Annotated in this window: 11 protein-coding genes; 6 read left to right on the top strand and 5 right to left on the bottom strand. The window is 63.3% G+C overall.

All coding sequences use genetic code 11. The annotated features are described in order from the left end of the window. Positions 1-242: 242 nt before the first annotated feature. The 5 genes from mltG to fabD all read right to left on the bottom strand — a co-directional run bounded on the left by mltG (position 243) and on the right by fabD (position 5,201). Positions 243-1,499, bottom strand: a complete 1,257-nt coding sequence (gene mltG / locus NLY37_RS03115) for an endolytic transglycosylase MltG (protein ID WP_023715070.1) — start codon at positions 1,497-1,499, stop codon at positions 243-245. Between the two features lie 201 nt (positions 1,500-1,700). Then, on the bottom strand, positions 1,701-2,963 hold the full coding sequence (gene fabF / locus NLY37_RS03110) for a beta-ketoacyl-ACP synthase II (RefSeq protein WP_023685687.1): 1,263 nt from the start codon (positions 2,961-2,963) through the stop codon (positions 1,701-1,703). Between the two features lie 34 nt (positions 2,964-2,997). Continuing rightward, the gene (locus NLY37_RS03105) at positions 2,998-3,234 is read right to left on the bottom strand and encodes an acyl carrier protein (RefSeq protein ID WP_006203723.1); all 237 of its coding nucleotides are present in this window, start codon (positions 3,232-3,234) and stop codon (positions 2,998-3,000) included. A gap of 221 nt (positions 3,235-3,455) precedes the next feature. Then, positions 3,456-4,193 carry a 3-oxoacyl-[acyl-carrier-protein] reductase gene (fabG, locus tag NLY37_RS03100; RefSeq protein WP_023685686.1) on the bottom strand — a complete coding sequence of 246 codons (738 nt, stop codon included), beginning with the start codon at positions 4,191-4,193 and terminating at the stop codon, positions 3,456-3,458. Positions 4,194-4,253: 60 nt separating this feature from the next. Then, positions 4,254-5,201: an ACP S-malonyltransferase gene (gene fabD / locus NLY37_RS03095; protein WP_023742315.1), complete on the bottom strand. Its 948-nt coding sequence runs from the start codon at positions 5,199-5,201 to the stop codon at positions 4,254-4,256. 277 nt (positions 5,202-5,478) lie between these two features. Between fabD and NLY37_RS03090 the strand changes: the two genes are divergently transcribed. The 6 genes from NLY37_RS03090 (at position 5,479) to NLY37_RS03065 (ending at position 11,991) form a co-directional block, all read left to right on the top strand. Then, a complete protein-coding gene (locus NLY37_RS03090; protein ID WP_023742314.1) occupies positions 5,479-7,407 on the top strand; it encodes an LTA synthase family protein in 1,929 nt (642 codons plus the stop codon). Between the two features lie 311 nt (positions 7,408-7,718). Continuing rightward, complete coding sequence (gene rpsF, locus NLY37_RS03085; protein ID WP_023672722.1) at positions 7,719-8,219, top strand: 30S ribosomal protein S6; 501 nt, start codon at positions 7,719-7,721, stop codon at positions 8,217-8,219. Then, positions 8,219-8,467 carry a 30S ribosomal protein S18 gene (gene rpsR, locus NLY37_RS03080; RefSeq protein ID WP_006203718.1) on the top strand — a complete coding sequence of 83 codons (249 nt, stop codon included), beginning with the start codon at positions 8,219-8,221 and terminating at the stop codon, positions 8,465-8,467. The genes rpsF and rpsR overlap by 1 nt, the downstream gene beginning before the upstream one ends. A 265-nt stretch (positions 8,468-8,732) precedes the next feature. Beyond that, complete coding sequence (gene rplI / locus NLY37_RS03075) at positions 8,733-9,320, top strand: 50S ribosomal protein L9 (RefSeq protein WP_023742313.1); 588 nt, start codon at positions 8,733-8,735, stop codon at positions 9,318-9,320. Positions 9,321-9,506: 186 nt separating this feature from the next. Continuing rightward, positions 9,507-10,856, top strand: coding sequence for a cyclopropane fatty acid synthase (locus tag NLY37_RS03070; RefSeq protein ID WP_023742312.1), 1,350 nt, complete (start codon positions 9,507-9,509; stop codon positions 10,854-10,856). A 157-nt stretch (positions 10,857-11,013) separates the two neighbouring features. Next, positions 11,014-11,991, top strand: a complete 978-nt coding sequence (locus tag NLY37_RS03065; RefSeq protein ID WP_023742311.1) for a small ribosomal subunit Rsm22 family protein — start codon at positions 11,014-11,016, stop codon at positions 11,989-11,991. Positions 11,992-12,009 lie beyond the last annotated feature (18 nt).

Here is a 12,009-nt window from a genome sequence, read left to right as displayed (position 1 = left end):
GATGGTCCGATTCTAACAATTGCGCATGCGTTCGATATCACGGGCAGCGCGAATGTCAGAATCGCAATACCGGCAAGATGTTGATTTCCGCTGTCGTTTCGATCTCGCGGGGCTGAAATCGAGATTCAGAGGCACCCGAGCAAGACCGAAAACGCTTCGAACCCCGCTACTCGTTCAAAGCAGCAGCGCGTCCGCCTCTGTCCGCGTCGCTTAAGGTCGATCCGTCTGAAAGCGCCGGCCTGCTACTGGGCGGCACCCGTATCGCCGGCATCACCGCTGTCACCGGCGGCATCGCCACTTGCGTCACCGTTGTCGTCGCCATCCGCCGGCGCATCGGTCTGGCCCGGAGTCTTGGCGCCCTTGGCGGCGTCTTCAGCCTGCTTCTTCTGCAGTGCCCGGTAGCGGGCAACGTTCTCATTGTGCTCGGCAAGCGTGGTGGCAAAGACGTGGCCGCCGGTGCCGTCGGCGACGAAATAGAGATCATCGGTCTTCGACGGGTTGGCGACGGCTTCGAGCGCGGCGCGGCCGGGATTGGCGATCGGCGTCGGCGGCAGGCCATTGATCAGATAGGTGTTGTAAGGCGTCTGTTTCTGGATGTCAGATTGATAAATCGGCCGGTCGGCGGGTTTGCCCTTGCCGCCGAACAGGCCGTAAATGATGGTCGGATCGGATTGCAGCCGCATGCCCTTGGCCAGACGGTTGAGGAAGACGGCGGCAACGCGCGAGCGCTCGTCGCCCCGGCCGGTTTCCTTTTCGACGATCGAGGCCAAGGTGACGAAGTCGTCGACATTGGCCAGAGGCAGGTCGGGCGCGCGCCGCTGCCAGACCTCGTCGACCAGCTTCTTCTGGTCGGCGAGCAGCTTGTCGACCATCTGTTGGCGCGTGGCGCCGCGGGTAAAGCGCAGCGTGTCGGTGGCGAGGCTGCCCTCAGCCGGCTTGGCGGCCGGCATGTCGCCGGTCAGCGCATCCTGCTCGGCGATGCGCTGCAGCGCCTGCTCGACCGTCAGGCCCTCGGGAATGGTCAGCGAATACATCACCGACTTGCCGCTCTTCAGAAGCTCCATGATGTCGCGCATGGAGGCGCGCGGCTTTATCTCGTATTCGCCTGCCTTCAGCGCTGAATCATTGCCATAGACCCGCACGGCGATGCGGAAGATGCGGGCATCGCTGATCAGCCCACGCCGTTCGAGCTGGTCGGCAATATCCTGGACGCCGGTGCTCGGCTTGACCAGGAAGGTGTCGCCGGCCACCGACGGGCCCGGTTCGTTGAATGCCTGCTTGCCGAAATAGAGCGAAACGCCGGCGGCGAGGATCATCAACATCACCGCGGAGATGACGAAGTTCATGAACACGACGACTTGGCTGCGCGAGGCGCGCGAGCGCTTTGGTGGTGGTGTGCCGGCTTCCGGGCGCAAAGCTTCGGCCGCGGTCTTCGGCACGATCGGGCCGGTCTGCTGGTTTTGTCCGAATTGTCCGCTGCCGCCCGGATTGGTGTTCATTAGCGCCCTACCATCTGATCTCTTAGAGCGACCATGCGCCCGATTGGACGCACAGCGTGCCCTAACATTTCAAGCCTACGCATCGTGCTTTAAAAAAAAGCGCCTTCGGTTTCAGGCCGATGCGACGAATCCCCAGCGGCAGAGTAGGCTTGAATATGGCAAAATTGACGACAGACCGCTGGCGCGCCGGTCGATACCGCATCAGCCTGTATAACGCTGGAATACCAGCGAAGCGTTGGTGCCGCCGAAGCCGAATGAGTTGGACAGCGCCACGTCGACCTGGCGATGCCGTGGCGTGTTCGGAACAAGATCGATCGCGGTTTCGCGTTCCGGGTTGTCAAGATTGATGGTGGCTGGCGCGATGTTGTCTCTGATAGCGAGGATCGAAAAGATCGCCTCGGCGGCACCCGCGGCACCCAGGAGATGGCCGATCGACGACTTGGTCGACGACATCGAGATTTTCGAGGCGGCGTTGCCGACCAGCCGCTCGACGGCGCCGAGTTCGATCGTGTCGGCCATGGTCGAGGTGCCGTGCGCGTTGATGTAGTCGACGTCGGCGGGCGTCAGCTTGGCCCGGTTCAACGCCGCCGTCATGCAGCGGAAGGCGCCGTCGCCGTCTTCGGCCGGTGCAGTGATGTGATAGGCATCGCCGGTCAGGCCGTAGCCGGTGACCTCGGCATAGATCTTGGCGCCGCGCGCCTTGGCGTGTTCGAGTTCTTCCAGCACGACGACCCCGGCGCCCTCGCCCATGACGAAGCCGTCACGGTCGCGGTCATAGGGACGCGAGGCCTTCTCAGGCGTGTCGTTGCGGTCGGTGGACAGTGCCCGGCAAGCAGCGAAGCCGGCAAGCGATAGTCTGGTCACCGGCGATTCCGCGCCGCCGGCCAGCATCACGTCGGCATCGCCGAAGATGATCAGCCGGGCGGCATCGCCAATGGCGTGCGCGCCGGTCGAGCAGGCGGTGACGACGGCGTGGTTGGGGCCTTTCAGCCCATGCCGGATCGATACCTGGCCAGATACCAGGTTGATAATGTTGCCGGGAATGAAGAATGGACTGATACGGCGCGGTCCGCGCTCTTTCAGGATGATAGCGTTCTCGGCGATGCCCTCGAGGCCGCCAATGCCGGAGCCGATCATGACGCCGGTGGCGCAGCGCTCGGCTTCGGTGCTGGGCTCCCAGCCGGAATCCTTCAGCGCTTCGTCGGCGGCCGCAATCCCGTAAAGGATGAAGTCGCCGATCTTGCGCAGTTCCTTGGGCTCGAGCACGGCTTCGGGATTGAGCGTGCCGTTGGTGCCGTCACCGCGAGGAATGACGTGGGCGATCTTGCAGGCAAGATCTTCCACTTCGAACTCGGTGACGCGCTTGGCGGCGCTGCGGCCGGTCAGAAGTTCCTTCCAGCTGTGCTCGAAGCCCATGCCGAACGGCGAAACCAGGCCAAGGCCCGTGACGACGACACGCCTCATCGCAGGTCCTCCCCGGTGATGACTGCGGATAGTGTCAGGCCGAAGCCTTGTCGATGTACTTCACGGCATCGCCGACGGTCAGGATGGTCTCGGCCGCATCGTCCGGAATCTCGACGCCGAACTCTTCTTCGAAGGCCATGACGAGTTCGACCGTGTCGAGGCTGTCCGCGCCCAGATCATCGATGAAGCTCGCCTGCTCCGTCACCTTGTCGGCATCGACGCCAAGATGTTCGATGACGATCTTCTTGACGCGCTCTGCGGTGTCACTCATTTGGGGCATCCTCGTCTTTTGTTTGTCTGTCTTCGTTAGCGGGCAGAATGCCGCTAATCAAGCTGAAAGATGGTCCTGCCGGAAACGCAACGGTGCCGGACCGGTTTTTGCCCGAACCGCCGGGTTGCGGGCCGCATTACACGAAAAATGGCTGAGGTCCAAGGCGAAATGGTCTCTTTTCACAAGCCGGCCATGTCTTCTTATCACCCGGCAATATCCCGTCAGATCATGGCCATGCCGCCGTTGACGTGGATGGTCTGGCCGGTGACGTAGGCTGCCTCGTTGGAGGCGAGATAGGCGACGGCCGACGCCACTTCAACACTCGTGCCCATGCGGCGCGTCGGGATCGCGGCCATTATCGCGTCTTTCTGCTTGTCGTTGAGCTTGTCGGTCATGGCCGATTCGATAAAGCCCGGGGCGACGCAGTTGACGGTGATGTTGCGGGTGGCGATCTCCTGCGCCAGCGACTTGGAAAAGCCGATCATGCCGGCCTTGGAGGCGCAATAATTGGTCTGGCCAGGATTGCCGGTGACGCCGACCACCGAGGTGATGTTGATGATGCGGCCATGGCGGCGGCGCATCATAGGATGGGTCAGCTCGCGGGTGAGCCGGAACACGGCGGTGAGGTTCACCTCCAGCACGCTGTCCCAATCCGCGTCCGCCATGCGCACGAACAGGCCGTCCTTGGTGATGCCGGCATTGTTGACCAGTATGTCGACGCCTTCGAGTTCGGCTTCGGCCTTCTGGCCAAGCGCCTTGACCTCGTCACGGTCGGCAAGATTGGCCGGGAACAGCTTTACCCGGTCGCCGAGTTCGCCGGCCAGGGTCTCCAGTTTCTCGATGCGGGTGCCGTGCAGGCCGACAATGGCGCCTTGCGCATGCAGCACCCGGGCAATCGCCTCGCCAATGCCGCCCGATGCGCCGGTGACGAGCGCCTTGCGGCCGGTCAGTTCGAACATTTTCGTCTCCTGATCTTAAGAGAACACCCTTCCCACGGGAGGGGTTGAATCGCCAGTGGATTATGCAAGCGCGACCAGTGCCGCCTCGACATCGGCCGGGGTGCCGGCAGCTGATGTGGCGATGTCGCGGTTGATCCGCCGCGCCAGGCCCGACAGCACCTTGCCGGCGCCGATCTCATAGAGCGTGGCGACGCCATTGGCGCCGAACCACTCCACCGTTTCGCGCCAGCGCACGCGGCCGGTGATCTGCTCGACCAGGCGGCGCGCGATCTCGTCGGGGTCGCTGCTCGGGGCTACAGTGACGTTGGAGACGACGGGCACGACCGGTGCATTCTTGGTCACCCCGGCCAGCGCCTCGCGCATGACATCGGCCGCCGGCGCCATCAGCGCCGAATGGAAGGGGGCCGAGACCTGCAGCATCAGCGCCCGCTTGGCGCCCTTTTCGGTGCACAGTTTCGCGGCGAGTTCCACCGCCGCCCTGGCGCCGGAGATCACCAGCTGGCCGCCGCCATTGTCGTTGGCGATCTGGCAGACTTTGCCGGATCCCGTTGCGGCCTCGGTGCAAGCGGCTTCGACGTCGGGCTGTTCCAGTCCGATGATCGCCGCCATGGCGCCCTCGCCGGCCGGCACCGCCGCCTGCATGGCGTTGCCGCGGATGCGCAGCAGCCGGGCGGCATCGGCGACCGAAACGAAACCGGCCGCGGCAAGGGCGGAATATTCGCCGAGCGAATGACCGGCAACGTAGGCAACCTTGTCCTTCAGCGAAAAGCCGCGCACTTCCAGCGAGCGGATCGCCGCCAGCGAGACCGCCATCAGCGCCGGCTGGGCATTGGCAGTCAGGGTCAGCGCCTCTTCCGGGCCTTCCCAGATCAGTTTCGACAGCTTTTCGCCCAGCGCATCATCGACTTCCTCGAACACCCTGCGTGCCTCGGGGAAGGCGTCGGCGAGGTCCTTGCCCATGCCGACAGCCTGGCTGCCCTGTCCCGGAAAGGTGAATGCGACGGCCATTTGGGCGCTCTCCAGCGGCTGATTTTCCTGCCTGTGACGCAAGGCGGACCGCCAAGTCAAGCCCGAAGGCGGCATTTCGGCTCTCGCTTGAACCGGAGCTGACCTCGAGTCCCTGTTCCCAAAGGGCTTTTTGCCGATCACACCTGATGAAAACCGCTCACGAATCGTTTGCTGGCTCTTCTTATTTTCGCCACAGGCGCTAGCTTTTGCATGACAGTTCTATGACAGAACGGTGGCGCGAGTGGAAATACGCGTTGCTTGGGCCGGGGGAAGAGACGTGGCTAGGATCAGGAAGGGCGCGGCCGTACCCGCGCCACAGTTCTTGGAAGACGATCCGTCCACCGGCTACCTGCCGGGGCGCAGATGGCCGGTCATCCGCTACGGTCTGGTCACGGTGCTTGCCTCCGCCATCCTGGTGTTCGCCATCGAATGGATCGTGCGGGGCGACTTCTTCGGCACGGTCGACTTCTTCCTGCAGCCATTCAAGCCGGGCTGGACCACCATCATTGTCTTTGCATTGGTGCTGATGGGACTGGACGCCGTGCTTGGCCGCAGTCACCAGAGCCTGATGATCGTGGCGCCGCTGACGCTGGCACTGGCCTTTGTCGGGCATCAGAAGTCGCATTATCTCGGCGATCCGCTCTACCCAACCGATTTTCTTTATTCGCGCCAGATCATGGCACTGATGCCGCTCCTGGTGCGCGAACGGCCTTGGACGGCGCTCGCCATGGCGGTCGGCATCGTCGCCGGCCTGTCGCTGCTGATCTATGGCTGGCGTTTGTGGCGCCGCAAGGTTCCGATCCTCAGCCGCAAAGGGCGGCTGGCGCGGCTGACGCTGGCAGTGCCGCTGCTCGCCTTCTTCGTCTCGATCATGGACTACGCCACCTTCTCGTGGACCCGCGACCGGCTGCAGATCATCCCGATCATGTGGGACCAGAAGGAGAACTACGCCTCCAACGGGTTTGCGCTGGCCTTCGCGCTCAACGTGCCGATGGCGCATGTCTCGGCGCCGGCGGGCTATTCCGACAAGGCGATCGACGCGATCGACAGGCCTGATGTGGCGGCCTCGGTACCGGATGAGAAACCCGACATCATCGTGGTGATGAGCGAATCTTTCTGGGATCCGACCAAGCTGCCCGGCGTCACAATCACGCCTGACCCGATCCCCAATGTGCGGGCGCTGCGTTCCGGCTATATGTTTTCGCCGGAATTCGGCGGCATGACCGCCAACATCGAATTCGAGGCGCTGACCGGCTTTTCCAATGCCTTCCTGCCGGCGGGCTCGATCCCCTACCAGCAATATGTGCGCACGCCGACGCCGTCGCTGGCGACCTTCCTGAAAAGCGAGGGCTACCGGGCGCGCGCCATCCATCCGGGCACCAACTGGTTCTGGAACAGAGGCGCCGTCTATGCCGATTTCGGTTTCAACGATTTCCGCTCGGAAGAGACGCTGCCGCCACTGGAAAAGCGCGGGCCGCTGGCTTCCGATGCCTCGATGACCGACGAGATCATCGCAGAGGCCGACGCCAGCGAGCGGCCGGTGTTCTTCTTCGCCGTCAGCCTGCAGAACCACGGTCCCTACGAGCCGTACCGCTATTACAATCCGACCCACAAGGTCGCGGCACCGATCAGCACATGGGCGCGGGAATCGCTGCTCAGCTACGCCGAAGGCTCCGCCGATGCCGACCGTGGCCTCGAACGATTGATCGAATGGGCGAAGAAGCGCGAGCGGCCGACGGTCATCGCCTTCTTCGGCGACCATCTGCCGCCGCTCGGCCCCGTCTATGTCGAAACCGGTTACCTGAAGGACAATGTCGCGCCGCGCAAGGAACCGACGCCGGAGGCGGCACTGGAGCATCATCAGACGCCGCTGGTCATCTGGTCTAACCGCACCGGTCCGGCGCAGGATATGGGCGCGGTGAGCCCGGCCTTCCTGCCCTACCATATCCTTACCACGGCCGGGATCACGCACCCCTACTATACCGGCTTCCTGGGCGCGCTGCGCGAACGCTATCGCGTCGTGGATCGCAATCTGCTTCTGACACCGTCAGGTGAGGCCACGGCGGACTGGGCGCGGCAGAAGGACATCGATCCGGCGATCAACGACTTCCGCCTGCTGCAATACGATATGATGTTCGGCAAGCGTAAGGCGGCTCCGGACTTCTTCCCCGAAACGATCAACGGTCGTACCCCGCATACGAGTTGATGCCTGGTCTTTTCCAACCCTGCGACGCCAGGACGCTGTCCGGAGCATGCGTTACCCTTGCCTTCCAGCCAAATTGCTATATAGACGCCCGCAATCTGCCGGTCCTTGCTGGGGGCTGAACGGAGGGCCGGAGGTTTTATCCAAAACCTTCGTGTGAAGCCAGAAGCGCTTCCGCCTCCCGTGTCTCCGCTCTCGACCGTCTCGAAATGCTCCTTTCTTCCTCGCCCCCTCGGGACCAGCGGGTCAGAGAAGTTGCAGAGGCTTTTGCCGCGAGGATCCGGGAGAGAAACGAAGAAAGGCACTGAACCACTATGGCTCTATACGAACATGTGTTCCTTGCCCGGCAGGACCTCTCGCAGCAGCAGGTCGATGCGCTTGTCGAACAGTACAAGGGCGTCATCTCCGCAAATGGCGGGTCCGTCGGCCGGGTCGAGAACTGGGGACTGAAGTCCCTCACCTACCGGGTCAACAAGAACCGGAAGGCTTACTACACGCTTATGGACCTCAACTGCCCGCCGGCAGCGCTCAACGAGATGGAGCGCCAGATGGGCCTGTCCGAGGACGTGCTGCGTTTCCTGACCGTCAAGGTCGAGGCGCATGAGGAAGGCCCGTCGGCCATGATGCAGAAGCGCGAAGAGCGCTCGGAACGCGGCGGCTTCGGCGACCGCGACCGTGGCGATCGTGGTCCGCGCTCGTTCGGCGACCGTGATCGCGGCGACCGTGGCGATCGTCCGCCGCGCTCATTTGGCGATGCCGGTGGCGATCGTGGTCCGCGCCGTCCGCGCGAAGGCGTTGAAGGAGGTGCAGAATAATGGTCGACATCAATCAGATCCCGACCCGGCGCCCGTTCCATCGCCGCCGCAAGACCTGCCCGTTCTCCGGCGCCAACGCGCCCAAGATCGACTACAAGGACGTGCGTCTTCTGCAGCGCTACATTTCCGAGCGCGGCAAGATCGTGCCGTCGCGCATCACCGCCGTCAGCCAGAAGAAGCAGCGCGAACTCGCCAAGGCGATCAAGCGCGCCCGCTTCCTCGGCCTGCTGCCCTACGTGGTTCGCTAAGATCTCCGAAGCAGGCGGTTCGCCGCCTGCTTCCTTCTCCCACGGCGACGGGCGCCCAGGGGTAATTTGATGATGCATGTCGTTGTCCCAAAACCGGGACCACTCTTGGCGACGTGCATTGAAATCCCGAGTTGAGGTGAAAAGCCTCTAACTGCCGCGACAGGCAGGACAGCGACACCGGCGCAAAGGCGCTCAGAGCTTCCTGACCTGTTCCATTCAATTCGGCGCCGATCCCGCGGTCGGTGCCAGACGAAGGAACAAGACCATGCAAGTGATTCTTCTCGAACGCGTTTCCCGCCTCGGCCAGATGGGCGATACCGTCAAGGTCAAGGACGGCTTTGCCCGCAACTTCCTCTTGCCGCAGGGCAAGGCGCTGCGCGCCAACGAAGCCAACAAGAAGAAGTTCGAAGGACAGCGCGCGCAGCTCGAAGCCCGCAACCTCGAGCGCAAGTCGGAAGCCAGCCAGGTTGCCGAAAAGCTCGACGGCAAGAGCTTCATCGCCGTACGTTCGGCCGGCGAGACAGGCCAGCTCTACGGTTCGGTGTCGACCCGCGACATCGCCGACCTGCTGACCGCCGAAGGGTTCTCGGTCAACCGCAACCAGATCCAGCTCAACCAGCCGATCAAGACTATCGGCGTCACCAATGTGGCGATTGCGCTGCATCCGGAAGTCGAGGTCACCATCAGCCTCAACATCGCCCGCACGGCCGACGAAGCCGAGCGCCAGGCCAAGGGCGAGACGCTGACCACCGCCGAAGCCATCTATGGCGATGACATCAACGACAACGCACGGCCGGAGAACTTCTTCGACCCGAACACCGAGTTCGAAGGCGGCGAAGAAGAGAACGCCTGATCCCGCACCGGGCCTGATCGGGAAGCGAGGGGAGCAGCGCTCCAATCACTTCCTCGTCATCCAGCCTTTCTGGACCAATGCCCGGGCCTCTCGCCCGGGCATTTTTGTGCCAAATGGAACTTTTCGAACCCCTATATCTTGTTGCAGAATTGGTCCGCCAGTCTGACCGTGAGGGGACATTTGGTGATGAATATTCTGTTGAAACGCGTTCTCGACCGCCTGGTGCGTACGGGCGATCTGAAAGTCACCGGGCCGAAGGGCTCGACAGTGGTTTTCGGCGACGGCAGCGGCGAGCCGGTTCATATGCACATCAAGACCGCGCATGCCGAGCGCGCCATTACCTTCGATCCGATGCTGGCCGTGCCGGAAGCCTATATGGACGGCGAACTCGACATCATCGAGGGCGGCGTACTGGGTATGATGCGCATCGCCTTCCAGAACATGGGCAGCGGCGGTATCGACGCCACCTGGTCGAAGGCCATCGAGGGTCTGCGCCACGCCTTTCGCCGCCTGCAGCAGATCAACACCGCATCACGGGCGCGCCGCAACGTGCAGCGCCACTATGATTTGTCGGGTGACCTCTACCGGCTCTTCCTCGACGACGACATGCAGTATTCCTGCGCCTATTTCGAACAGCCGGACATGACGCTCGACGAGGCGCAGATGGCCAAGAAACGCCATATCGCCGCCAAGCTCAGGCTGAAGGCCGGCCAGACCGTGCTCGATATTGGCTCCGGCTGGGGTGGGCTCGGCCTCTATCTCGCCAAGGCTTTCGATGTCCACGTCCAAGGCGTGACGCTGTCGACCGAGCAGCACGGCGTCGCCACCGACCGGGCGCATGCGCAAGGCTTGCAGGACCGCGTGCATTTCGACCTCAAGGACTACCGCGAACTCAACGAACGCTTCGACCGCATCGTCTCGGTCGGCATGTTCGAGCATGTCGGCGTCAACCACTTCCGCACCTTCTTCGACAAGTCGGCGACGCTGTTGAAGCCCGACGGCGTCATGCTCTTGCACACGATCGGCCGCTCCGGCGTGCCGTGGGCGACCAGCGCCTTTATCCGCAAGTACATTTTTCCGGGCGGCTACATTCCCTCGCTGTCGGAGGTGATGCCGGCGATCGAGAAGTCGGGGCTTGTGGTCACCGACATCGAGATTCTGCGGCTGCACTATGCCGATACGCTGAAGCATTGGGGCCAGCGCTTTGCCGCCAACCGCGACAAGGCCAAGGCCATCTATGACGAGCGCTTCTGCAGGATGTGGGAGTTCTATCTGGCGGCTTCGGAAGCCGCCTTCCGCTGGCAGGATCTGGTGATCTTCCAGATCCAGATCGCCAAGAAGAACGACACGCTGCCGGTGACGCGCGACTACATGGCCAAATGTGAAAAGGCGCTCGAAATGCGCGAAATGGGGCATCGTCAGGAGGCGGCGGCCGCCGAGCCTGCTGTCGCCAGGTCTGTGCCTGCCAGGTCCGTTGCTGTCAGGTCCGTTGCGGCCAAGCCAGCGCGCCGTCGCAAGGTGGCGGATCGCGAATAACGCCTCGATTGCGATTGCCGCTTGCCATTGACGGCTCTGACACTGAAAAAGGTCTCGTTCTCGCGAGACCTTTTTTAATGACCTGCCTGCCCACCATCGCCACCACCCTTGTCGAGTTCGCCGGCGCCTCGGTGCTCGCGGCACGCGGAGCCTGAGCGTGGAACTCCCCGCCTCCCTGCGACAGGGCGTCGAGCGCCTGCTCGAAACGATACCGCTGGCGGTGCTGCGCCAGGCGGCGAAGACGCTGTCTGACCGCTACCGCGCCGAATTGCGCGACGGCCGCCTTCACATGGCCGAAGAGATGGCGGTAAAAGCCTATCTGGCGACGCGGCTGCCGGCGACCTACGCGGCGGTACGGGCCGGTCTCGACGAACTCGCCTATGCGCGGCCCGATTTCCAGCCAACGAGCTTGCTCGATGTCGGCGCCGGTCCTGGCACGGTGCTTTGGGCCACTACAGACCTGTGGCCCGACCTCGAAGAGGCGGTTCTGGTTGAAGCAAGCGCCGCGGTGCGCAAGGTTGGCCAGTCGCTCGCTCATCATACCATCGCCGCCAGGATGGACTGGCGCGCCGGCGACGTGACCATCGACCTTGCCGATCTCAAGCCTGCCGATCTGGTCACCTGCGCCTATGTGCTGGACGAGATCGCGCCGGCATCGCTGCCGAAGCTTGTCGGCCGGCTCTGGCATTTGACCGGCGACACACTGCTGATCGTCGAGCCCGGCACGCCGGCAGGCTGGCAGCGCATCCTGGCAGTGCGCAGGCAATTGCTGGAGGCCGGGGCGCATGTGCTGGCGCCTTGTCCGCATGAGGCGCCCTGCCCGCTTGAGCCGCCCGACTGGTGCCATTTTTCGCGCCGCGTCGCCCGCTCGCGCCTGCACCGCCTGGCCAAAGACGCCGACGTGCCGTGGGAGGACGAGAAATTCATCTACGTCGCGGCGTCGCGGCAAGCCGCGCCTGTACGTCAGCCGCGCGTGATTGCGCCGCCGAAATCGGGCTCCGGCAAGGTGCTGCTCAAACTGTGCCAGCCGGATGGCGGCGCCGGCGAGACACTTTTCACCAAGCGCGAGGGCGAGTTGTTCAAGGCAGCGCGGCGGCTGGACTGGGGCGATACATTGGACGGAAGAAGCGGATAATCACCGAGATTGTTCTTG

Source organism: Mesorhizobium sp. C395A (genome assembly GCF_030323205.1).
Lineage (GTDB): Bacteria > Pseudomonadota > Alphaproteobacteria > Rhizobiales > Rhizobiaceae > Mesorhizobium.
Note: the sequence above shows the minus strand (reverse complement) of the source record. Positions and strands in the feature narration are given on the sequence as shown.